The sequence below is a fragment of the Priestia megaterium genome (assembly GCF_041941685.1).
GTDB lineage: Bacteria > Bacillota > Bacilli > Bacillales > Bacillaceae_H > Priestia > Priestia megaterium_C.
Genome location: NZ_CP130958.1, coordinates 2,820,676 through 2,843,228 on the forward strand (window position 1 = coordinate 2,820,676; position 22,553 = coordinate 2,843,228).

At 39.5% G+C, this 22,553-nt stretch carries 22 protein-coding genes and 1 pseudogene; 3 read left to right on the forward strand and 20 right to left on the reverse strand.

Translation table 11 applies throughout. The features are described 5' to 3' along the window. Positions 1-112: 112 nt before the first annotated feature. From Q5794_RS14585 to Q5794_RS14605, 5 genes are all read right to left on the reverse strand, one after another. Positions 113-1,435, reverse strand: a complete 1,323-nt coding sequence (locus Q5794_RS14585) for an alpha-glucosidase/alpha-galactosidase (protein ID WP_215054679.1) — start codon at positions 1,433-1,435, stop codon at positions 113-115. A gap of 26 nt (positions 1,436-1,461) precedes the next feature. Next, complete coding sequence (locus tag Q5794_RS14590) at positions 1,462-2,292, reverse strand: carbohydrate ABC transporter permease (RefSeq protein WP_251531339.1); 831 nt, start codon at positions 2,290-2,292, stop codon at positions 1,462-1,464. Positions 2,293-2,312: 20 nt separating this feature from the next. Beyond that, complete coding sequence (locus Q5794_RS14595) at positions 2,313-3,245, reverse strand: carbohydrate ABC transporter permease (RefSeq protein WP_374988099.1); 933 nt, start codon at positions 3,243-3,245, stop codon at positions 2,313-2,315. An 89-nt stretch (positions 3,246-3,334) separates the two neighbouring features. Then, positions 3,335-4,594, reverse strand: coding sequence for an ABC transporter substrate-binding protein (locus Q5794_RS14600; RefSeq protein WP_374988100.1), 1,260 nt, complete (start codon positions 4,592-4,594; stop codon positions 3,335-3,337). 318 nt (positions 4,595-4,912) lie between these two features. Then, on the reverse strand, positions 4,913-5,947 hold the full coding sequence (locus Q5794_RS14605; protein WP_374988101.1) for a LacI family DNA-binding transcriptional regulator: 1,035 nt from the start codon (positions 5,945-5,947) through the stop codon (positions 4,913-4,915). 322 nt (positions 5,948-6,269) lie between these two features. Here Q5794_RS14605 and Q5794_RS14610 point away from each other — a divergent pair, with 322 nt between their 5' ends. Then, positions 6,270-7,028 carry a hypothetical protein gene (locus Q5794_RS14610; protein WP_214986648.1) on the forward strand — a complete coding sequence of 253 codons (759 nt, stop codon included), beginning with the start codon at positions 6,270-6,272 and terminating at the stop codon, positions 7,026-7,028. 25 nt (positions 7,029-7,053) lie between these two features. On the opposite strand, the gene Q5794_RS14615 is transcribed toward Q5794_RS14610, so the two are convergent. The 7 genes and pseudogenes from Q5794_RS14615 to Q5794_RS14645 form a co-directional block, all read right to left on the reverse strand. Next, positions 7,054-7,488 carry a hypothetical protein gene (locus tag Q5794_RS14615; protein WP_374988102.1) on the reverse strand — a complete coding sequence of 145 codons (435 nt, stop codon included), beginning with the start codon at positions 7,486-7,488 and terminating at the stop codon, positions 7,054-7,056. A gap of 245 nt (positions 7,489-7,733) precedes the next feature. After that, positions 7,734-7,949, reverse strand: a complete 216-nt coding sequence (locus Q5794_RS14620) for a DUF3951 domain-containing protein (RefSeq protein WP_214986652.1) — start codon at positions 7,947-7,949, stop codon at positions 7,734-7,736. A gap of 76 nt (positions 7,950-8,025) precedes the next feature. Beyond that, positions 8,026-8,481: a GNAT family N-acetyltransferase gene (locus Q5794_RS14625; RefSeq protein WP_214986654.1), complete on the reverse strand. Its 456-nt coding sequence runs from the start codon at positions 8,479-8,481 to the stop codon at positions 8,026-8,028. Between the two features lie 19 nt (positions 8,482-8,500). Next, positions 8,501-9,173: pseudogene (locus Q5794_RS14630) on the reverse strand (HAD family hydrolase). 172 nt (positions 9,174-9,345) lie between these two features. Next, the gene (locus Q5794_RS14635) at positions 9,346-10,482 is read right to left on the reverse strand and encodes a glycerate kinase (RefSeq protein WP_214986656.1); all 1,137 of its coding nucleotides are present in this window, start codon (positions 10,480-10,482) and stop codon (positions 9,346-9,348) included. Between the two features lie 22 nt (positions 10,483-10,504). Then, positions 10,505-11,773: a GntP family permease gene (locus Q5794_RS14640; protein WP_374988103.1), complete on the reverse strand. Its 1,269-nt coding sequence runs from the start codon at positions 11,771-11,773 to the stop codon at positions 10,505-10,507. Between the two features lie 126 nt (positions 11,774-11,899). After that, positions 11,900-13,000, reverse strand: a complete 1,101-nt coding sequence (locus tag Q5794_RS14645) for a sugar diacid recognition domain-containing protein (protein WP_251034044.1) — start codon at positions 12,998-13,000, stop codon at positions 11,900-11,902. A gap of 158 nt (positions 13,001-13,158) precedes the next feature. Between Q5794_RS14645 and Q5794_RS14650 the strand changes: the two genes are divergently transcribed. Continuing rightward, positions 13,159-14,343: an iron-containing alcohol dehydrogenase gene (locus tag Q5794_RS14650; protein ID WP_374988104.1), complete on the forward strand. Its 1,185-nt coding sequence runs from the start codon at positions 13,159-13,161 to the stop codon at positions 14,341-14,343. A gap of 32 nt (positions 14,344-14,375) precedes the next feature. Here the strand turns inward: Q5794_RS14650 and Q5794_RS14655 are convergent, their stop codons facing one another. The 6 genes from Q5794_RS14655 to Q5794_RS14680 all read right to left on the reverse strand — a co-directional run bounded on the left by Q5794_RS14655 (position 14,376) and on the right by Q5794_RS14680 (position 19,401). Further along, positions 14,376-14,723, reverse strand: a complete 348-nt coding sequence (locus Q5794_RS14655; RefSeq protein ID WP_214986664.1) for a DUF805 domain-containing protein — start codon at positions 14,721-14,723, stop codon at positions 14,376-14,378. Between the two features lie 159 nt (positions 14,724-14,882). After that, positions 14,883-15,884, reverse strand: a complete 1,002-nt coding sequence (locus tag Q5794_RS14660) for a DUF3231 family protein (protein ID WP_214986666.1) — start codon at positions 15,882-15,884, stop codon at positions 14,883-14,885. A gap of 255 nt (positions 15,885-16,139) precedes the next feature. Further along, complete coding sequence (locus Q5794_RS14665; protein ID WP_214986668.1) at positions 16,140-16,418, reverse strand: hypothetical protein; 279 nt, start codon at positions 16,416-16,418, stop codon at positions 16,140-16,142. Positions 16,419-16,532: 114 nt separating this feature from the next. Next, a complete protein-coding gene (locus Q5794_RS14670) occupies positions 16,533-17,444 on the reverse strand; it encodes an NAD(P)/FAD-dependent oxidoreductase (RefSeq protein ID WP_374988105.1) in 912 nt (303 codons plus the stop codon). A 184-nt stretch (positions 17,445-17,628) separates the two neighbouring features. Then, the gene (locus Q5794_RS14675) at positions 17,629-18,438 is read right to left on the reverse strand and encodes an HNH endonuclease (protein WP_214986672.1); all 810 of its coding nucleotides are present in this window, start codon (positions 18,436-18,438) and stop codon (positions 17,629-17,631) included. Positions 18,439-18,588: 150 nt separating this feature from the next. Then, positions 18,589-19,401, reverse strand: coding sequence for an amino acid ABC transporter substrate-binding protein (locus tag Q5794_RS14680; protein WP_192993801.1), 813 nt, complete (start codon positions 19,399-19,401; stop codon positions 18,589-18,591). Between the two features lie 320 nt (positions 19,402-19,721). Here Q5794_RS14680 and Q5794_RS14685 point away from each other — a divergent pair, with 320 nt between their 5' ends. Further along, positions 19,722-20,798: an LLM class flavin-dependent oxidoreductase gene (locus Q5794_RS14685; protein WP_214986674.1), complete on the forward strand. Its 1,077-nt coding sequence runs from the start codon at positions 19,722-19,724 to the stop codon at positions 20,796-20,798. Positions 20,799-20,831: 33 nt separating this feature from the next. Here Q5794_RS14685 and Q5794_RS14690 read toward each other — a convergent pair whose 3' ends face one another. Together Q5794_RS14690 and Q5794_RS14695 are read right to left on the reverse strand one after the other, a co-directional pair. Next, the gene (locus tag Q5794_RS14690; RefSeq protein ID WP_374989220.1) at positions 20,832-21,194 is read right to left on the reverse strand and encodes a DUF4275 family protein; all 363 of its coding nucleotides are present in this window, start codon (positions 21,192-21,194) and stop codon (positions 20,832-20,834) included. A gap of 84 nt (positions 21,195-21,278) precedes the next feature. Further along, the gene (locus Q5794_RS14695; RefSeq protein WP_374988106.1) at positions 21,279-22,508 is read right to left on the reverse strand and encodes an MFS transporter; all 1,230 of its coding nucleotides are present in this window, start codon (positions 22,506-22,508) and stop codon (positions 21,279-21,281) included. Positions 22,509-22,553: the final 45 nt, after the last annotated feature.

A 22,553-nucleotide genomic window follows, 5' to 3' on the forward strand; every position in this document is an offset into this window, starting at 1 on the left:
TTCTTACAGTGTATGATGAAGATTTTTAAATGTCAATATCGATTTGGATGATATTCCCTTCTTTTTCTAAGAACAAAAAACCCTCAGCTGATCACAGCCGAGGATTCTTTCGTTACACGTATTGATTCACTTTACCTGTAAAATCAGGCAGCCACTCACCGTGAGCTTCAATTAAATCATCGCACATACGAATGATGTCATCCATAGATAATTCCGCATTTGTATGAGGATCTAGCATCGCTGCTTGGTAGATATGCTCTCTTTTTCTAGTGACCGCTGCTTCAATTGTTAGCAATTGAGTATTAATATTCGTACGATTTAACGCCGCAAGCTGCTCAGGTAATTCTCCTACATAAGTAGGCATAATACCGCTTCGGTCTACAACACACGGAACTTCTACACACGCTTTTGTCGGCAGGTTACTAATTAAACCTCCGGTATTTAATACGTTACCGGCAAATTTAAACGGTACGTTTGTCTCCATTGCTTCAATGATTCTAGAGCCGTACTCATGTGAACGTGTATGAGTTAACTGACTGTTGTTGACCATTTCTTCTCTCATGGATTCCCAACTGCTAATTTGTTCTTCGCATCGGCGCGGATATTCATCAAGAGGGATGTTAAACTGATCAACAAGATTTGGATATTTATGTTTAATAAAGTATGGGTGATACTCTGCGTTATGCTCAGACGATTCGGTAATATAATAACCGAACTTATCCATTAGCTCAAAACGCACCATATCGTGATGCTTTGTCTTTTGCTTTTCTTTTGCTAAACGCTTGATTTCTGGGTATAAGTCTTGTCCATCTCTTTTCACTTCCAGCAGCCATGCCATATGGTTAATCCCTGCAATTTTCTCTTCTATTCCTTCATGGTCCATTCCGAGAGCATCAAATAAATCTTTTGTACATACTTGAACACTGTGACAAAGGCCTACCGTCTTTACATTGGTATAGCGCAGCATTGCACCCGTTAGTGTTGCCATTGGATTGGTGTAATTTAAAAACAGCGCATCCGGACATACTTCTTCAATGTCTTTTGCAAAATCAAACAGCACTGGAATCGTGCGCAGTGATCTGAAGATTCCTCCAATTCCTACTGTATCTCCAATCGTCTGACGCAAGCCGTATTTTTTAGGAATTTCAAAATCAATGACAGTGCTTGGTTTGTATCCGCCTACTTGAATCGCATTGATCACATACTTTGCTCCTGTTAAAGCTTCTCTGCGGTTTAAATAGGCTTTAACGGTAATATTCACTTTATAGTTTTCTTTTAAATTGTTTAGCATATTTTCCGAATCTCTTAAACGCTCCGCATCTATATCGTAAAGAGCAAATTCAAAGCCAGCTAAGGCAGGTACAAACATGCAGTCTCCTAAAATATTTTTTGCAAAAACTGTACTTCCCGCTCCGATAAATGTGATTTTAGACATCGTCATCTTCCTTCCTCGTATTGGTTTTATCCTTTTACAGATCCTGATGAAAGCCCTGCAATAAAGTATTTTTGTAGCACTAAAAATAAAATAGTCATTGGAAGCATCGCAATAATCGCAGCTGCTCCTACTAAGCTAAGATTATTTTGATTTCCGGCAAAAAAGCTTGCTAACGTAACGGTTAATGTATGCATTTCCTTATCTTGAAGGAAGAAAATTGCAAACTGATAGTCGTTCCAAATATAGACGCTGGCAATAATTAAAATAGACGCTGTGACGGGCTTTAACAGTGGAAATACGATTTTAAAGAAAATCGTTAACGTACCGGCACCGTCAATTCTTGCTGCTTCCTCGAGCTCTTTAGAAATAGTGGAGCGAATGAAGCCCGCATACAAAAAGATCGTTAGCGGCAAAAATGCTGCGACATTGTTTAAAATGGCAATTTGGTACGTATTCATCATTCCCATATTCACAACCATTTTGTACAGCGGAACTAGCGCTGTTAAAGGCGGTATTACCATCACGGCAATAAAGATAAAATAGACGTACTTATTTAATTTCGTTTGTCGGCGCGCTAAAGGATACGCAGCCATTGATCCTAAAAAAATAAGCAGAATTGCCGAAATGAACGTAATGATAAACGTATTCATGAAAGAGTTTCCTAAATTAGCTTGCTCCCAAGCTGTTGTGAAATTTTCAAAATGTATGCTTTTTGGAAATACCCATTTGGAACTAAAATCCCCGGTTGCTTTTAAAGAAGTCGTAACTAGAATATAAAAAGGGACAATATGAACGAGCGTTATACAAAGAGCTAGAAAGGTAAAAAATCGTTTTTTCCGTTTATTTGTATAGTCCATCACGTTATTTGTATAGTCCATCACGCTTCTGTCTCCTTTCGTTTAAAGTACACAAGTGCTGATAAGCTAATGACTAAAATAATAAGCGCCATGCACACACCTTGAGTTGCTGCATAGCCGGCGTCTTGTCTTCTAAAATATAAGTCATACATAAAAGTAGACATCGACTGTGATGCATCTCCAGGTCCTCCTCCTGTCAGCGCAACAATTACGTCAAACAGTTTTAAACCCCCGATGATATTTAAAACGACGTTAATTGTAATAGAAGGCATAAGCAATGGAAGAGTGATGTTTTTAAACTGCTGAAGAGCAGATGCTCCGTCAAGCTGCGCTGCCTCGTAGTAATCTTTTGAAATACTTTGCAGCCCCGCTAAATAAATAATCATGGCAATTCCAACGAATTGATACGTATTGACGAACACGATAATCCAAGAGTTAAGCTCCGGAGTTCCCAAAGCATTAATCTTCTCAAAGCCTAAAAATACAAGAAGGTCATTTAAAGCGCCTCCTTGGTAGGCAAAAAAGAAGTACCAGATATACCCCATAATAATTGGGCTGATAATAACCGGAAGGTAGACAATTGTTCTCGTTAAAGCCTTCATTTTAATGCTTTGATTGAGAAGTAAAGCGTATAACAAGCCAATAATATTTTGAAAAATGGTGCTGCCTATTCCGTAGAGCAGCGTATTTTTTATCACAAGCCAAGTCGTTGGATCTGCAAGCAAACGTTTATACTGCTGGATCCCAATCCAATCGTACGTTTGTGAAAATCCATTCCAATTAGTAAAGGAAAGTCTAATTCCGTTAATAAAAGGATAGATAATAAAAACGGTGATAATTACTAAGCCGGGAAGGTACATCCACCATAAAGAGGATTCTGTTTTTAATTTTTTCTTTCGTTTTTCCGTATCTCTTACTACAGAAACCGGCTCTTTCCTGACTAATTCATTCATCGTGTTCACTCCTATTTCAGCTTGTGTTGAAAAGAAGCAGAAGCCTATCTCCCTGCTTCTCGGCGAACAAGGAACTTTTGCACACTATTCTATTGTTTACTGAGACGCTTGTACTCTTTTTCCATTTCCTTTGATAATTGCTTTGGCGTTAAACTTCCCGCTAGCAATTCTTGACCTGTAGAAGACATCACTGCCCACATGCCGCTCGGTAAATACTTTCGGTCGAAGTATGGCTCAACTTTGATATCGCTATACTTATCGTAGTATGCAGAGTAGTAGTTTTGTGTTTTATTGTTTGTCAGAGCCGATGCTGAAGACGTTCCTTCTGCAATCTTTTTGGCAACTTCCGGCTGTGACACAAATTCAATAAATTTCTTCGCTTCTTTAAGGTGCTTAGAATCTTTCCACGCAGCAAGGGTAAAGCGCTCTCCGCCGATCCAGCTTTGCGTACCGCCTTTATGAATAGCCGGCACCGGTACCGTTCCTACTTTTACTTCAGGATTTAATTCTGTTGCATCCGGTCCAAGAGATCCGCCCACAAATGTAAAAGCAATTTTATTTTGAGCCATTAATTCCGTTGCTTGAGATACTTTTGCGGTTAATACATCTTCATTCAATAACCCTTTTTTCTTCATTTCTGCCATTGTTTCCGCTAGCGGCGTGTAGTTTGACCAATTAAATGTTCCTTTTTCCAACTGCTTAGCGTAGTTCTTATTTTTTGCTGTAATAAGCTGAGGTGTAGCCAGCTGATCAAACACTTGAGCAATATTGCCGTTTTCCCCTCCGGGAATCCATAGAGGCGCTACTTCTCCTTTGCTTTTCTTTTTTACTGTTTCTAAGGCTTTGATAAATTCATCCATCGTATTAGGAGGCTTTATTCTATATTTATCTAATAGCGTTGCATTATAGCTAATTCCGTCTTTTGCTTGATTTAAAGGATACGCATACACTTTGCCGCTTTTATCTTTTAAAATTTGATTCAGCGCCGGATCTAAATGCTGAACCCAATCCATATCTTTTAAATCTGCTACATACTCCCCGTAGCGAAGCTGAGACCAGCCGTGCGTATCAAATAAATCCGGCATATCATTTGCACCCATTTTCACACGAAGCATATCTTCATAGCCGTTACCCGGAAAATTCGCATCAATTTTAATATCTGGATTTTGTTTTTCAAATTCTGCAATCGCGTTTTGAAGCGCTTTTCTCTCACCTTTATTACTCATCGTAGAAAAAAGCGTTAACGTTGTTTTTTCATTTCCTCCTGTTGTCGCTTCTTTATTTCCGCAGCCCGCTGCCACAGCAGAAAAGACTAGTAATAGAACGAAAAGATACGTAAGCTTTTTCATTTATCTTCTTTCCTCCTTATACTCTATTAAAATAAAAATAACTGAATATTCAGTATTTTATCCGTGAACAAATTCATTGCACAAAGAAATAAAGTCACTTATAATTTAATCCTATACTTTTACACAGGTTCAAAGAGTCCTAGAGATGAGAAGACTTCTTTTCGTTTACGTACTTATCTGCCAATAAGTATGTAACATTGTTTCTAGGGCTTTTTAACCTGCTTCTTCTATGGTTTTGTCTATTTTTCTTCCCCCTTATCACTCTTTATGTATGAATTCTTCTTTTTTATCACCCCCCTTCAAGTTATAACTTTTAGGCTACTGTTTTTTGAGTAAGGCTCCGCAGCTTTCACGGTAAATTAATTTAGTCGGCACCATGACTTTTAAAGGAACGGATCTGCCGCTTAGCCGATCTACTAGCATTTTAACAGCCTGCCTTCCCATTTCTTCAGTATATACTTTAACCGTGGTGAGCGGCGTGCTCGCAAATGCTGCGATATCCACATCATCAAAGCTTACAATCGCTACGTCTTCAGGAACCTTTATATTTGATTGCTGCAAGGCACGCATTGCTCCTATTGCCATTGCATCACTTGCGATAAAAAATGCCTGAGGAAGATTTCCTTGCTTAATCGCTTGTCCCATCAGCTCATATCCTTCATTCATTGAATATTCGCCGACATAAACTTTCTCAGAATCAAGCAGTTCTTTTTCATACATAACGCGTTCAAAAACCGTTTGACGCTGATCTTCAATAATAGAACTTCCATTCATATAATGTTCTCTTTCTGTCCCTCCGATATAGCCAATTCTTTTATAACCGAGGTCAAATAAATGATTTAATGCATGTTTAGTAGCTGTCTCAAAATCAATCATGACCGAATCGTACAAATCCTCATCCGCTTTGTGATTGATAAAAACAATAGTATCTAAATGATTGCTCACTTCTTGAACCGTTTCTGGACTAACTCTTCCCACTACAATTACTCCATCAAGATCCTGCAGCAGCTCTTCTTGCTTCATGCCTTTTAGCCTAAATGACTTTACTGTAAAAATTTCTTTTTCTGCGCATTCACTTTCTATTCCATGGCGAATAGAGGAGAAAAAAGGGTCTACTAGCTCTTCTTCAAGGGACTGAGCAAAAATAATGCCTATTCGAGGAGCTTCTATATCCTTTCCGTTTGCCGTTCCTTTTCGTATCTTCACGGGCGTATATTGCAGCTCCTTGGCTGCATGCAGAATGCGTTCACGAGTAACCTCAGATACAGAAAGCGTATGATCATTATTTAGTACTCTCGATACGGTTGAACTGGAAACATTAGCGTACGCCGCTATATCTTTTAAAGTTGCCATCTTTTTACCTCTCTATTACAATCTTCTATTTTTACTAAATATTTATCTCTCATATTGGAAGAATAGCACATTAATAAAACGCTTTCAATAAATAATTTTAAAATTTCAGTAAATTTATCAAAAAATTCTCATTTGTTTTGTTAGTTCCGCCTTTAAAATGACAAAATCACTGCTATTACTACTTTGTTTTTATCACACCTCACTAAAACTTAAGTAAACTTTTAGTAAATATTAATTTTCATAAGAATTTGTTCATATTTGATATAAAACGGTTTGTTGGGGAAAATAAAAGAAGAAATACTGATAAGGAAAGAGAGAGCCTATGATTAGCCAACATTCTTATTTCCAACAATGTCTGCCTTTCGTTCAACAATTACATATCCATACAAATTTCACTAAAGAACAGCTGTTGCAAAAAGACTTTTTAATCCGGCAAGAAAATGAACTAAGCATGTACTACTCGCCTCATAACGACTACATAAATCCGGACGCTCATATTATTATTGCGGGCATCACACCAGGGTGGTTTCAAATGAAAACTGCTTTTAAACAATGCGTTTCCAGCCAGTCTCATCATCATCCGCTTGAACAAGTCCTGTACGAAACAAAAAAAGCCGCTAGCTTTAGCGGAACGATGAGAGTAAATCTAATAGACATGTTAGATCGATGCGGCGTTCAAAAAGCGATCGGTATGGACAGTGCCGCTGAGTTATTTGCTTCACAGCGAGATTTACTGCATACAACGTCTGTACTGAAATATCCCGTGTTTTATAAAGGAAAAAACTATACCGGACATCAGCCGCCAATTGAACGCTCAGCGCTTCTTTCTCGCTATGCTTTTGAAGTGTTTCCACAGGAATTGAACGAAATAAAGAATCCGTGCTTAATCGTTCCGCTAGGAAAAGCAGTTGAAAATGTTTTAAGAAAACTTTCAAGTGAATCTTTGTTTTCTCAGCATACGTATTTATTTGGCTTTCCACATCCATCCGGAGCAAACGGACATCGAAAACGGATATTTGAAGAACACATAGATGAATTCACGGAAATTGTGGAGGGGTGGGCTGTAAAAAGAAAGAGCTGAAAATTATTTTTAGCTCTTTCTTTTTTTACGCCTCTTTCGCCTCTTTGTGTCGGGCGATATTTGACGCCTTACTACCCAGGCCTGCCCGCATAAAGATTCGCTCTGAAATAAAAGCAGCGATAAAAAATAAAGCGACTAGTCTTCCTAACGTGAACACCAATGAGCATACAGCAATTAAATGGTAGAGCGCTGAAAACATAGGTTCACGTTTTTCACTTGTTTTTTTAATTGAAACGTTCACGGCTAATTCAATCACGACGGAAAGCAAAATGAGCAGTGCTATTACTTTACCCATCCAACTAAAATCACCAAATCGAGTAGGAATATCAAATACTGGCAGGTTAAGATCCAAATGCAGCCACCGATCTATATAGCTGAAAATAATAGATACAGCAGCTAAGAATACGCAGAAAATCCAAACCTTCACGACGACAAATCCCACCGCTATTTTTCTAATCATAAAAGAATATAGATACTCCAAGTTATTTCCCACTCCATTTCTCTATGTTTGTAAGAACATTAGGAACCTTATTTGCTATAATTATGTAAAAATACGCCTACACGGAGGCCAGCTTTTATATTAACAAATTTAGACGAATATAATAACCCTCTTTTATACGATGATGAAAATGAGCAGTTCCGCTCTTTAACACAGTTTATAGCCTGGTTATTTTTAGTATTCCAAAGAAGGATGCACACATCACTTTAGCTTTTTCTTCTTTTGGCATCTCCTTCTCTTTCTTCTATTTCTCGTTCGTTTTGTTCTTCATGAAACTCTTCTTCTGTTTGTGCAGCAAGATAGTCAAATGGCGTATAGTAATTACGAGGAAGCTTTCGGTGCCAAACTGTTTTAACAATAATAATCAGCAGCGGAATACTCACCGTTAAAATAGCAACTAAAACTAGTAGCGAAAAAGTCATAAATTATTTCCTCCTGCTTTATGAACCGTGCCTCCTGAAATAACAAAGCGGATACCCTACGTTCATTCACTTATACTCAATCTACATTTACCGCCATTAGTATACGAGATTCATGAGTGACAAAACCGTTCTTTTCAAAGAAACGTTCTGGTTTGCCTTGGCCTCTTTCAGTAGACACATAGACTTCTTTCACTTCTTTTTGTATAAGTAGCTCTTTAAGGAAAGATAAAAGACTCGTTCCTATGCCAGCCTGCTGAGTGTTGCTTAACACACAAATTTCATTTACATAAAACATCTTATAGTTCGCCCACTGTTCTTCATTTCCTACTATAAATCCTATGGGTTTATTGTTTTCACTATGAAAGTAACCTATCCCTATGTAACCTGGAGTCTTACTGATATCGTATAAACGAGCATAAGCAGTGTTCATGCTCCAAGGCTCATTCCACGGTGAGGCACTAAAAACGTTTGTATAGATGATTGCTGCTTCTTTGAGATCTTCATCAGTCAATAGAAGAACTTTGGTTTTCATCGTGTTTCTCCTTTTCACATCAGTTCTCTTGAAACTCATTAATTACAATCAACAGCTCTTTTAAATCCTCTATTACATATGAATCTGTAAAACTTCCGTCAAAGAAAGCATCTTTTTTCCATACAGCATGCATGCCCGCTCCTCTTGCACCAAGCACATCATTTTCTGGATGATCCCCAATATATACACTTTCTTCAGCCGACACATCAAGCGCTTTTAATGCTCGCAAAAAGATATCTTTATGCGGCTTTTTAATGCCTTCTTGTTCGGAAACAAGTATGGTATCAAAATAGTGGTCAATTCCAAGCGCTTTAATATTCATCCACTGAAAGTCCGTAAAACCGTTTGTGATCATGCCTAGTAACAGCCCTTTTTTCTTTAGCTCTTTTAGTACATCCTCCATATGTAAAAACGGAACGCAGTGAGCTGGAAAATAGTGAAGATAATCGTCTAGCATTCCTTTCCCACGTTAGATTCGAAAGATCATATTCAGCCAAAAGCTGCTGATATACTTTATCTTTCCATACGTAGCCTTTGTGATCTAACTCAATAAATCTAGATATGTATTCTTGCTTCGGTATGTGTGCTAGCTCTTTACTATAACGCTTGTACTGATCTTGAACAAAAAGTTTCAATGAACTGTCTCGGTCTAATAATGTCCCATCTAAATCAAAAATAACGGCTTTAATCATGATTTGCCTCCTTTATGTGTAACTTGATTCAACGATTGGTTAATTATAACATTTTTAACTATAAAACTAATAAACTATATTGAATTCTTCCCTGTACAAGAAAAAAAGGTCTCTTGTGATGAAAGAGACCTTCTAACATTGACTGAAAAAAACAATAAAAACTTTAAGCCCTTTATTTTATTGCTAAACTTATAACTGACGCTACATTTTTAGCCGTTCTTTCAATGTTTTCATCGGCTTTTTCCAGCGCTTCTGACAGATCGACTGCCCCGGGCACAACGCTGAATAAAGCAGAAATACCGTGTTCATAAACAGCTTCGCTTCCCGCTCCAATGCTCCCTGCTATCGCTATCACGGGAACGCTATGCTTTTTTGCTGTTTTCGCTACGCCAATGGGTGTTTTTCCGTAAATGGTTTGACCATCTATTCTTCCTTCGCCCGTAATGACAAGATCAGCATTCTTGATATAGTTTTCTAACTGAGTTGCTTCAATGACAATGTCTACACCTGGCTTTAACTCCGCAGATAAAAATGCCAGCAGGCCGCCTCCTAGTCCTCCTGCCGCTCCAGCACCTGGAACGTCTTGAATATGAATATCCATTTCTTTTTCAATAACTGCTGCGTAATGAGCTAGATTACAGTCAAGCTGTTTAACCATATCAGGAGTTGCGCCTTTTTGAGGACCAAACACCGCGGATGCTCCGGTTTCACCCGTTAACGGATTGTCTACGTCGCAAGCCACTTCTACTTTGACTTCAGCAAGCCTAGGATCCAAGTTTGTCAGATCAATAGAAGCTAACTGATCTAAGCTGCCGCCTCCTTCTTTCATTTCTGCTCCGTTAGCATCAAGAAGTTTTGCCCCTAAAGCTTTTGCCATGCCGGCTCCTCCATCATTTGTAGCACTTCCTCCTATGCCAATGATGATATGCTTCACTTTATGATCTAACGCTTTGAGAATGAGCTCGCCGGTTCCTCGCGTTGTTGTGATAAGCGGATTGCGTTTATCCACCGGAACATGATGAAGACCTGAAGCGGCTGCCATTTCAATAACAGCCGTTTTGCCATCTCCAAGAATTCCGTAAAAAGCTTCCACCTCTTTACCTAAAGGTCCGGTTACCTTAGCTTGTATAATTTGTCCTCCCGTCGCGTCCACAAGCGACTGAACGGTTCCTTCTCCACCGTCTGCCATAGGTACTTTACTAATTTCCGCATTGGGAAAATGAATTCTTATTCCTTTTTCCACGGCTTCACAAACGCGCAAAGCCGTTAAGCTTTCTTTAAACGAATCCGGTGCAATCACAATTTTCATGCGCAAACACTCCTTTTTGTTTTTAGCCGTATAGCTTTAATACACCAAATATAAGCGTGGATACAATTGCCATAATTAGTCCAATAAGCGATTCGTAAGGGATTAATTTTAAACGTTCTTTTATTTTCATGTTTACACTTCCGCCCGTTGCGTGGAAAAAGCTTCCGTGCGGGAGGTGATCAAGTACGGTCGCTCCGGCATGAACCATAGCAGCTCCGGCTAAAGCAGATACGCCTAGCTCTAAAATCGTCGATCCAAAAACCTGGCTTGCTACTGCTGTTCCTGCAGTTGTGGACGCGGTTGCAGCTGACATAAAAATACCTGAAACCGGAGCTAAAACGTAAGCTGGCAACCCAATGGCAGACAAGCCTTGAATAATAACGTCTTTTAGCTGGGAGTTAGCAATGATTCCTGCTAATGTCCCCGTTCCGAGAAGCATAATGGCTACACCTGACATTTTCCCTAATCCAGAAATAGCATATGTATTAAGCTGTTTTCCTTTTTTCATCACAATGGTACCAACAATTCCTCCTGCAGGAAGCGCAACCATTGGATCAATATTAAGATCAAAAAGCGGTCGCAGCGCCAGCAGCACGATGGTAACAATTGGTGCTATGATAGCCGTTAAAAACAGCGGCAAGCTGCTTGCATCCACTGTATCTATTTCTTCAGCTTGAACCATTGTTCCTTTTTTCACTAATCGTTTGGCTGCTAGATAAGTGGCCGCTACGCCAAATACAGCGGGAATGATTCCTGCAGCCATCACGGATGTAAGCGGAATATTGAATGCATCCGAAGCAGCAATAGCGTTAGGATTAGGAGACATTAAATTTCCTGCCTTTCCTCCTCCAATCATCGCTAATAAAATAGCAGGCTTTGACATACCCGTACGTTTAGCAATGGCTAAAGCAATAGGCGCCACTGTGATCACAGCCACATCAACAAACACACCTACTGTCGTAAGAATGAGTGTGGCTAACGCTAGAGCTAAAAGCGCTTTTGTTTCCCCTAGTTTTTTTACAATGGTTTCTGCTATAACCGCTGCAGCACCTGATTCTATTAATACCCCGGCCAATATACCGGCTGCAAGAATCCGCAGCACTGCGGGAATGATGCCTTGTGCCCCTTCAATCATTAAATTAACGGTATCAGCAATATTAACTCCGCCAATCAGTCCTCCAATTAAAGCCCCTGCTATCATTCCGTATGCGGGAGCGACTTTCTTTAAGATTAATATAATGGCAATCACTAATGCACACATAGCGCCTAATGCGCTTACTTGAACGTCCATAAAGCATCCCCTTTCTTGTTTCTCCTGTCCCTAACGTTAATTGTAAGCGCTATTTTATATTCTTTCATTATTCACTTCAACAGAAAAAGACCTCACTATCGCAAGATCTTTTATGCACGTGCACAATTATGAAATTTTAGATAGCAGTAGCGCTACGTACAGTGCGAGAAGGTCTTTTACTTTCCTTGGATCTTTTCCTGTGATGCTTTGGATTTTATCTAGACGGTAGCTTAGCGTATTTCGATGGATAAAAAGCTTTTTAGCTGCCGTGCTTCCTTCGCCATTTTCTTCTATGTAGACCGTTAACGTTTCGATAAGTTCTTTTTTCTTATCGTATTCCTTAAGCTTTTCATAGTGATGCAACAGATCATGATTTTCTTGAAAACCGGCGCGTTGACGTAACAGCACGGGAATTTGATAATCCGAATAGCAGTAGAAAACAGCTTCTGGGTGAAGCTTAGAACCGACGGCAAGCGTATCTTTTGCCTGCTGATAAGATACATGAAGGCCTTTAAAGTCAGTTTGAACAGATCCTGCCGCTAACTTACACACCATACCAGACGCCCGAAGCTGTTTTTCCAGCTGTTCCGCATAGCTGCTAGCGCTGCCTGCTTCTGTAGATTTTAATATGACCACTCCGTCTGGAAGCATAGCGTATAGGTCATTATTAGCTATGTATTTCTTTACAAGCTTCATAACTTCATGGCGATTGTCCGCTGTAACAATCAGTGACACTCGTGGAAGGTATAAGTTAATATCAAAGCGATTCGCCCGGTCAAAAAATAAGGAGTCAAGCGGATCTTCTTGTTGAAGAAGCTGATGAACCAGCTCTTCTTTTAATCGTTCATCCCATTGAATTTCCTCTATTAAAATCATTTCTTGAAAAATCATTTCAGCCGCCATGCGCACAAGCTCTCCGTAATTACGAATCTGTTCTGGCAGTCCTGTTAATCCCACGACTCCAACAATTTCCCCGTTAAAGAAAATAGGCAAATTCACGCCCGGTTTGGCCCCGCGCAGCGAGTCAGCCTGCTGTTGAGTAATTTCGTAGGAACTGCCGCTTTTTAATACCATCAACGCTCCTTCGTGGATTTGATTCATTCGCTTTTTGTCACCCGAACCAATAATGACTCCTTTTTCGTTCATCACGTTAATGTTGCAATCAATAATCTCCATCGTTCTACACACAATTTTCTGAGCTAATTCTTTTGTTACGTACCTCAACATTTCCCCATCCTTTGCCTCTGTGAAGTAAAGCTCAATTTTTTCGTGACAGCTGATTTGCATTCAATGAAAAATTTGCGATACTTCATTATAATATACGTAGAAGCAAAACCACATCTTTGAAACCGCCAACAAAACAGTGCCTATAGGAGGATAAAAGAATGACTGTGTCAAAACTAGTTTTTACCCCTCTTAGCTATACAGGATGGGGATCACTTCAGCAACTGCTTCCGGAAGTAAAAAAATATCACCCTGCTCATATTTTAATTGTCACAGATCCTGTTTTAAAAGATATTGGACTTGTAGATAAAGTGAGTTCTCCCCTTATCAAAAACGGATACGAAGTAGATGTATATGCAGATACGGCACCAGAGCCGCCTTTAGCACTCGGTGAAAAACTCGTATCCTACGCAAAAAGCCGAAAATTTGATTTAGTCATTGGTGTTGGCGGCGGCAGCGCGTTAGATTTAGCAAAACTTACGGCCGTTTTAGCCGTTCACGACGGCGCTGTAGAAGAATACTTGAACTTAACTGGCACAAAACAAATTTCAAAAAAAGGTCTTCCTAAAATTTTAATTCCCACAACTTCCGGCACGGGCTCAGAAGTAACGAATATTTCTGTATTATCTCTTGAAAGCACAAAAGACGTTGTGACCCACGACTATTTGCTTGCAGACGCTGCAATTGTAGATCCCGAGCTTACGCTGAGCGTGCCTCCTAAAGTAACGGCGGCTACAGGGGTTGATGCATTAACTCATGCTATTGAGGCTTATGTATCAGTAAATGCAAATCCAGCAACCGATGCCTTAGCACTAAAGGCTATACGCATGATTAGCTCTTCTTTAAGAACAGTTGTAGAAAACGGCAAAGATAAAGAAGCGCGAACTCAGATGAGCTACGGAAGCTATTTAGCGGGACTTGCTTTCTTTAACGCAGGCGTAGCCGGTGTTCATGCGCTTGCTTACCCGTTAGGCGGACAGTTTCATATTTCACACGGTGAATCAAACGCCGTACTGCTTCCATATGTGATGGGTTACATACGCAGCAGCTGCGTGGAAAAGATGCGTGATATTTTTGCAGCACTGGGCGGAAACGCTAGCTCTTTATCAGAAGAAGAAGCTTCTTATCAGTGTGTAAAACAGCTGCAGTCACTTGTCAAAGACGTCGGCATCCCTCAAACTCTTCGTGAATTTGATATTCCAGAAAGTGCCCTTCAAAAGCTGACAGAAGATGGCGTCCAGCAAAAACGAATTCTCGCTCGCAGTCCTTTGCCTCTTTATGAAAAAGACATCCGAGCTATTTACCAATTGGCTTATGATGGCGCTATGGTAGAACCTCTACACTAAAAAACTCCCCCTTACCTAAGGGGGAGTTCTATTTATGCTGCTTTAGCCGTTGTACCAAAACGATTCTCTTTAGGGTCACTAGGCTGGCAGAATAAAACAATCAGCCAAATACCGCCAATGAGTGGAACTAATGTAATGAGCTGCCACCATCCGCTTTTTCCCGTATCGTGGAGCCTTCTTGCTCCTACCGCTAACGAAGGGACTGCAATCAATAACGAGTATATTACCGGCAGAAAAAGAGGCTTATCAATAACGAGCTGAATGAAAGAAAGAATAAATGAAATAACAAAGTTAACTAACACAAACATCCAGTATTCAGTTCGGCTTGCTCTGCCAGAAAACGTCCCGTAATTTTTCAACACCTTTATGTACCACTTCAACTTTATCACCCTCCTTTTTTATTATAAAATTGTAAATTTATAGTTTATATATCCTTTTATTCAAAAAACAAACCGTTAAACGAACAAATAACGACATTTTTTATGCAAAAGAAAAAACTTCTTTCAAAAAAAGAAGTTTTCTTAATGTATTATGCTTTTCTATTTAATCAAATCATTTCGGTCTTCCATACTTGGCGGTTCTTCAAGCCACCCGTTTTTGGCCATGATTTTTCCCCCGTCTTGCCCGTATGTTAAAATGTCTTTGGCCGTACTGACAAGAGTAAGAGGAAGATCTCCACGTAAACTAAACGCAGTGCCTAGAGCATTGCTTCCCAGCCCAAAACTGCAGAACAAACTCACGCAGTACATCATTAGCTTATCTGAAAAAGGTGCTACTTTTGACTCCGTCGCTTTCGCTCCCCACGTCGCAGGGGTCTGAATATCACTTTCCAAAAGAATTTTGCTATAATCACTTACAATTTTCTTGGCTAACTCTTTTCCTTTTACAAAGTACTTCTTCACTTCAGGCTCACTTGCTACTTGAGCAAACCCTGTGATCATTTGCATCCCAAGAACGTTACTTTCAATAGCGTAATAAATATGTGCTACCTCTACAGTATTTAATGCACGTTTATTCGAAAACAAATGAATTCCATTCATGTAATCTGTGCCTTCAGCAAACTTCGCTGTTTTAGGTATGGAAACAGCTGGAGGCCTTGGAAGCACGTTTTTTTCCTGAAGATAATCTACACATTTGTCATAACCACTTTGCGTGAAAGCGGTAAGCTCTTTATATAGAGAGATCATGTCTTTTCTGTAGGACATGGTTAAATGAAGCGTATGTATCCCCATGCTAATTTCTTTTAAAAGGCGAAGAAACATAATATCAAACATCTTATCATAGAGCTTAGGAACGCCTACATTTACGTCTTTTTCTGTATACCCTACTGGTATGGCAGCCCCTTCATTCTGTAAAATTGTTTTGATATCTTCAATGTAGTTCACCACTTGCCTATGCGTATCTTGCATAATTTCTTTTGCCCCGTCATCTTCTGCCTGTGCAATAAAATATTCCAAAATTCTTTGGGTCATTGTTTTTTGCTGATAGGTCATCCAAAGAGTAGCAATTTCACTTGAACTTAAGGGTATTTCTTGACTCATACACTAAACCTCCTGCTAGGGATACATACGTAGAGCTCCATTTATTCAAGAGTGGGTATCTGTAATGAAGACTTTATTCTAGACCTTAACATTCTTCCCCGCAGTCAGATACAAAACTCTGTCGCTTCCTCCGTTTAATTCTGCTTCATTTACTATGCACAAACTGGAAGAATTCTATGTATTTACCCCTGCTTTTAAATGGAGGAAACAAAAAAAGCCCCTTCTCATTAAGGCGCTTTTTTAAAGAAAACGTTTTTATTCCATCGTATCAGAAATTCTTTTGTAGCTTCCGCATTTTTTTAGATATTGAATAATATCTTGATCTTTTACACGCTGAATAGCTGATCCGAACAGTTCTGTTGCTACCTGCATGCGTTCATGTTTATGTTCAATGGTCATAATATATCGAAGCGCATCCACAACCGGTGCATTGTGACGTGTACGACGAGTTATGTACTCGTGAATGGCTTCATTTAACCCTTCTGATTCCGCTTGTTGAAACTCAGGTTTTCTTACTGCTTGACTATATACCACTTTTTTGCCACTCCTTCTCCTCATTTTTAATCATTTTTATCTTTCTTTTATTTCCATTTCCCTAACAAAAAGGAAACAAAACATGCAATCTTAACTTTTTTTATAAAAAAACAATTATTTTTCATAAAGCTCTAACAAGCGTTTGTGTATCCAAATAGCGGCTTGTAAACCTTCTCCCATCGCTACCGTAACTTGTTCAGAATGAGCCACAATGTCTCCTGCTGCCCACACGTTTGTAACATTTGTTTCTTTTGTACGCGGATTTACGATAATGTGCTGATTTTCTAGAAGTTCTGCTCCGAGCTCATGCGCTAACTCTGTTCGGACTTTATTTCCTCCGAACGCTAAAAAACCTCTTTCTCCATAAATAAATTCATTGTTTTCGAGGATGACGCCTTTTAACATTTCTGCTTCAGCTATGACTTTTTTTATTGCCGCTTCTTTATAGGTAATTCCCTTTTGCATCAAGGTATCTGCTAAAGGTCCAATCTCTTTTTTGTCATGATTAATGTACGTAATGTCATTTGTCCAATATGTTAACGTAAGAGATAAACTGGCTCCTGCTTTTCCCGACCCCAGTACCAATACCCTTCTATTATTTACTTCATACCCATCGCAGTCGGGACATACATATACGGTTTTTCCCATACACGGATATAGCTCTTGCTGAAGTTCAGGCGGAACCCGGTCTACTACTCCCGTCGCAAACAGTAAAGTAGCTGCTTCGTAGTTCGCAGAGTTTGTAATGACGTTAAACCCTTCTATTTCTTTTTCACACTGAAGGACACGCTCTTCTGCAAATTGAATGCCGTAGCTTTTTGCTTGCTGCCTTCCCGTTTTTCTTAGAGTTTGCCCGCTTATTCCCTCAGGCCATCCCAATATATTTTGATAATTTTTGCAAAGATTGGAACGTCCATCGTTTGAATCAATAACCAATACACTGCGCTTATATCTTCCAAGCTGAATAGCGGCTTGAAGTCCTGCAATTCCTCCACCTATAATGACGCAGTCATGCTTTTCTGCCACAGCACATCACCCCAGCTTTTACTATTTTCTAAACGAAAGCTTCAGTTTTTCATTATCTGCTTTTCTATTATTTTTATACGCTTTTACTGTCTTTATTTTTTCAAGTCATTCTACATACAAAAAAAACCGCCTCGGCAGCTGGCCTGCCTAGAGACGGTTTTTTATAAAATGAAAAAAGACGATATTACTCATTTTTCTTTCCTGCTTCTTTTTCATTAATTTTAGTAATCAGCTCTTCTTTATATACTTCACTATCTTTCCCGTAGCGTAGACGACTATAACAGTTAGGACATAGTGCCGCAGCGTCCTTTGGCTTAGAGAGTCCGCCCTCTGACAGCTTTGAAAGATAATACATTTGCAAAAACGAGCTTCCATCTTTTGCGATAAACGGCGCGCTTTCTCCGCAGGCTTCACAAATACCAGCTGCGCGTTTGTGAACATATTGTGTAAGAGCTGCGGTTTGCTCATAAACATTTGTCTTTTTGTCTTCCCCTAACGCTATATGACGAAGTTGTTCATTTGAATAAAGTGAAACATCCAGTTTTGCTGTTTTTTCCTCAATCACGGGATTTCGTTCAAGTTCAAAAATAATGGCTTCACGAAGCTCTCCGTCTGAGTCCCACATAATTTCTAATTGATGATTAATATACGTCACTTCATCAATAAACTCGACTACTCCCGGCTCCACGTAGTGAAACAAGTAAACGGCTTTTCCTGATAAAAAATGTTCACGAAGCGCTTTATTGCCTTTAATGAGCTGCATCGATCCTCTTTGACCTTCTCCCGTATAGAAAAAAGAAGTTTTATCTCTATTCCATCCGTGGCCCGTTCCGTATTCACTTCCGCTTTCTTTTGTGAAAATAAAAATATATGGATGCGCTTTCGGCGTTGATATTTCGCTTTGTTCCTGTCCTTTATAAAGCTTATGAATTTGTTTTCTGCGATAACGATGTCCTTTTTGAAAGAAATCTCCGCGCTGTAAATCCGTAATCAATGAATTGCCTCCTACTGCGGTCCTGCTTTTATAGTACTTATAGCTCTACTATACACTAATTTTTGTTTTCTTTGCAGGTCGTTTCTTCTATCTATTGGATTTATATCATACAAAAAAGCAGCTGTATGGACAGCTGCTTTTTTGGTATAGTCAATTTTGCACCGTATAGTCTTCTCCTAGCCATTTTGTGCTGAGTTTTTTTAACGTACCGTCTTTTTTCAGCTTTTTAATCGCCTGATCGACTTCCGACTTTAACTTTTTGTCTTTTTTGTTAAACATAAAATACACTTTTGAATTAATCACAATATCTCCAACCGTTTTTTGCTGAAATTTCAGTGCTTGATTGCTAAAGTCGATGGAAAATGGTGTCGCAAGCGTAGCATCTGCCCGGCCTGTTTTTAATTGAGTGGTAGCATCATCCGCACCTTGACCGGCGTAAACTACATCGATTTTATTGCCGTGTTTTTGATTGTATTTGTCTAGATAAACAGCCGCATTGCTTGTAGCTCCTACAATCATTTTTTTACCTTCTAAATCTTTTAATGAATGAATATCATTTCGATTTTTAGGAACTGTTACATAAAGCGGAGAATAATTATATGTTTCATCATTAAATAAAAACTTTTTCTTTCGCTCAGCGTTCTGAGCCATATTATGAGCAATCATATCAATTTTATTACTTTCTAAGCTGAGAAGCAGATTTGAAAATTCCATCGTTTTAAATTCAAATTTATAATCCTTTAACTCTTTGTCGATTGCTCTTACTACTTCTACATCATAGCCGGTCAGTTTGCCTTTATCATCAATAAAGCAAATATTAGGAAACTGAGTGCCTGTTCCAACAACAATGGTTTGAACATCTTTTTCATTCTTTTCTCCTGCACTTGAAGATACGTTTGTTCCGCAGCCTGCCACGCTCACAGCTACTACAATTGAAAGTAAAAACAGCCAATATTTTTTCATACGTTCCTCCCCTAAATCCCTATATTATGTAATAAAAAGAGGCTCTTGATGAAGCAGCTGCTTCATCAAGAGCCTCTGGTTAACCAGTGGGCTTACTTCGTGTAAGATTATTCACATCATAATACTAGTTAATCGATAAATCAAGTAGGTTTTTAGAAAAAGATTATCTTGACAGCCCGGTGTCTACCGCTTAAGATACAACTAATAAAACAATAAAACTACATATCTACCAGTCAACTGGAGGCAAATGGACACGACAATAAGTGTACGTTTGCTTTTTTTATTGTCGTCCACTATTTTATCTTTTGGAGGTAAAACGTATGAAATTTGCTTTATTTAGTCTTATTCAAAACATACCGAATCCGGTTACTGGAGAAACGTTAACTGCTCAAGAAAAATTTCAGCATGTGTTAAATCAAGCAGTGCTGGCAGAAAAATTAGGTTTTGATGCTTACGGAGTCGGCGAAAGACACGGAGCTCCTTTTTTGTCTTCTTCTCCTCCCGTTGTTTTAAGTGCAATCGCTGCTAAAACGTCACACATTCGTCTCCTTACTACCGTTACCGTTCTAAGCATTTTAGATCCTGTACGAGTAGCTGAAGATTATGCAACGCTTGATCACCTGTCGGGTGGACGCCTTGAACTGATTATTGGAAAAGGCAATGACCCGCGTCATTATCCGCTTTTTGGTATTACAGAAGAAGAACAGTGGGAGTCTCTTGCTGAAAGATACGCTCTTTTGAAACAGCTTTGGACAGAAGAAAATGTCACGTGGAGCGGCCGTTATCGTCCGCCTTTAACAAACGTTACGACTCAGCCTCGCCCGTTTCAGTCTTCTATTCCCGTTTGGCATGGAAGCGCGTCAAGCCCGCTGTCTACAGAACTTGCGGCTAAATACGGAGAGCCGCTATTTTCATCTAATTCCTTCCACCCCCAAACTAAATATAAAGCGCTGATTGACCACTATCGCGAACGTTTTGCTTATTATGGGCATGATCCACGCAAGGCCATCGTCGGTTCGGGGGCGAGCAGCCTATATATTTCTAATACAGGGGAAGAAGCGATTCGCCGCTATCGTCCGTATTATAACGCCTTTAGCAATACAGAAGCAGCCAAACATAATCAACCGCCGTTCACGTCACTCGAAGATATCGTTCAACACGGTCCTGCTTTAGTAGGAAGCCCGGAGCAAATCATTGAAAAAATAATAGACTATCACCGCGCTTATGGAAACGAAGTGCTGAGTATCAGCGTAGACGCTCTAAGCGAAGCAGAACAGCGCGAACAGCTAGAGCATTTTGCAAGTGATATTGCACCTGTTCTTCGAAAAGAAATTCCCAGTAGCGTGTGGGAAAATGAAAAAAAGAGATTGAGACATGATGAAAGCAATCCAATTTAAAGACGAACAAATCAGATACATAAGCTGAACCGCTTATGACACCGCCGTTAGGCTTGGCTTTCCCGGGCGGCGCTGAGCCTCCTCGTCGCTTGCGCTCCTGCGGGTTGTTAGATGCTTACATTTAGATAGCTGCAGCACCCGTTCATCATGCTCAAACAGCAAATAACAGTCGTTCTTTATTTGCTTTTCGAACGCTTGAATCGCTTGTTCTCCTTGTAAACAAGGGAGCTTTTCATAGCTAAACGCATGCCACAAAAATTCATTCATATAAATTTCCTTTTTTTGCAATGAGCTTAACACACTTGCAAATTCATTTTCCCACCGCTTTCGAAAGAGTTCACCTTGATTCGATAATTTTTTAACAAACATTCCTTTTTTCTTTAACGCATCTTTCATTTTCACTATGCTTTCTCATCCTTTATCCTGTATTCATTTCTTTTTATCGGCTTCTTAGCTTATTTGTCCACTAGCACCCGTGCGTTAGATTCCTTGCTTTTTGACCAAATTCACTTTATAAAACGTCGGCTTTAAGGTGCACAAAAACAATACAATTGTACTTAAAAGCATGATCAGGCTTCCACCAATTACAGCTCCTTGAATCGAAAAGATGTGCACAGCCATGCCGCATAAAAAAGTCATGATAATGATCAGGAGTGACTCAAGCAGTCCATATATGCTTCCTACTCGACCCATCATGTCAACAGGAATACTGTTTTGATAAAAGGTTTGAAAACCAGCACTTGCAAAAGCTAACGCAAAGGATAAGCTAAAAAACCCTGCGCCGATGGTTTGAAAGGAAGACGAACACGCATACAGCAAATAGCCAAGCGATACTCCTACACTGCCGGCGCCTATTAGAAAATTCGTCGACAGCTTCTTAGCAAACAGTGTATTCACAACTGCGCCAATCATAATGCCTGCACCTGCTACGCTTAATAAAAATCCGTATTCGCTTTCGGACAAATGAATAACTTTTGTTGCAAATGAAACTTCAAGAGAATCAATTGCCGTGGCCATGACCATTAAGAAACTGGATAATACATAAATGGTGATAATGTATCTGTTGGCTCTACTGAAACGAAACACCGCTTTCAAGTCTTCTTGAATGGTGTTTACAGACAGCTTATTTTCTTTAACTTCTGTTTTTGTATCCAGGTTCGGCATTAATAAAGTAACCATTCCTGACAACACGAGCGCTGCAGCATTGGCATAAATGGCAAACGCAGGCGTTCCAATCATAAATAGCGCACCTGCTGCGGCTGGCCCAAGAAAAAAACCGCCTGAGTCAATCAAACTGCGCAGCGAATTAAATCTTTTTCGTTTTTCACGTGGAATAAGCTTTGTGATATAAACCATCGATGCCGGCCGAAACATTGAACTTGCCATACTGATGATAAATACCAGCACATAAATGATCAGTATGGATGAGAAAAACGGAAGGCAAGCAATAATTCCAGCGCGCATCCAATCTAAAAACATCATAAGCTTCCGTTTGTTGATGCGGTCAATTAAGCTTCCAGACCATATATTGGTACATAGCGCAGCAAGCGGCTTTATCATGTATAGCCCTGAAACTGCAAGCGGCGAATTCGTCATATCAAGCATCATTACATTTAAAGAAATTAAATAAATCCAGTCGCCGATATTGCTAGTGCCAATTCCGAACAGCAATAAAAACGGGTATTTCCAAGATAACAGCTTATTTTTCATAAAAGAAAGGCCTCCGCTCCATTATTGATTACAGTCAATAAAAAA

Bases quoted from the DNA above. Each gene is read 5' to 3' on its own strand.
- Q5794_RS14605 (WP_374988101.1), bottom strand. From the start codon at position 5,947: ATGGCAACTTTAAAAGATATAGCGGCGTACGCTAATGTTTCCAGTTCA.
- Q5794_RS14645 (WP_251034044.1), bottom strand. From the start codon at position 13,000: ATGTTGAGGTACGTAACAAAAGAATTAGCTCAGAAAATTGTGTGTAGA.
- Q5794_RS14620 (WP_214986652.1), bottom strand. From the start codon at position 7,949: ATGACTTTTTCGCTACTAGTTTTAGTTGCTATTTTAACGGTGAGTATT.
- Q5794_RS14660 (WP_214986666.1), bottom strand. From the start codon at position 15,884: ATGAGTCAAGAAATACCCTTAAGTTCAAGTGAAATTGCTACTCTTTGG.
- Q5794_RS14640 (WP_374988103.1), bottom strand. From the start codon at position 11,773: ATGGACGTTCAAGTAAGCGCATTAGGCGCTATGTGTGCATTAGTGATT.
- Q5794_RS14695 (WP_374988106.1), bottom strand. From the start codon at position 22,508: ATGAAAAATAAGCTGTTATCTTGGAAATACCCGTTTTTATTGCTGTTC.
- Q5794_RS14615 (WP_374988102.1), bottom strand. From the start codon at position 7,488: ATGATTAGAAAAATAGCGGTGGGATTTGTCGTCGTGAAGGTTTGGATT.
- Q5794_RS14680 (WP_192993801.1), bottom strand. From the start codon at position 19,401: ATGAAAAAATATTGGCTGTTTTTACTTTCAATTGTAGTAGCTGTGAGC.
- Q5794_RS14650 (WP_374988104.1), top strand. From the start codon at position 13,159: ATGACTGTGTCAAAACTAGTTTTTACCCCTCTTAGCTATACAGGATGG.
- Q5794_RS14610 (WP_214986648.1), top strand. From the start codon at position 6,270: ATGATTAGCCAACATTCTTATTTCCAACAATGTCTGCCTTTCGTTCAA.
- Q5794_RS14625 (WP_214986654.1), bottom strand. From the start codon at position 8,481: ATGAAAACCAAAGTTCTTCTATTGACTGATGAAGATCTCAAAGAAGCA.
- Q5794_RS14635 (WP_214986656.1), bottom strand. From the start codon at position 10,482: ATGAAAATTGTGATTGCACCGGATTCGTTTAAAGAAAGCTTAACGGCT.
- Q5794_RS14685 (WP_214986674.1), top strand. From the start codon at position 19,722: ATGAAATTTGCTTTATTTAGTCTTATTCAAAACATACCGAATCCGGTT.
- Q5794_RS14585 (WP_215054679.1), bottom strand. From the start codon at position 1,435: ATGTCTAAAATCACATTTATCGGAGCGGGAAGTACAGTTTTTGCAAAA.
- Q5794_RS14595 (WP_374988099.1), bottom strand. From the start codon at position 3,245: ATGAATGAATTAGTCAGGAAAGAGCCGGTTTCTGTAGTAAGAGATACG.
- Q5794_RS14600 (WP_374988100.1), bottom strand. From the start codon at position 4,594: ATGAAAAAGCTTACGTATCTTTTCGTTCTATTACTAGTCTTTTCTGCT.
- Q5794_RS14690 (WP_374989220.1), bottom strand. From the start codon at position 21,194: ATGAAAGATGCGTTAAAGAAAAAAGGAATGTTTGTTAAAAAATTATCG.
- Q5794_RS14590 (WP_251531339.1), bottom strand. From the start codon at position 2,292: ATGGACTATACAAATAAACGGAAAAAACGATTTTTTACCTTTCTAGCT.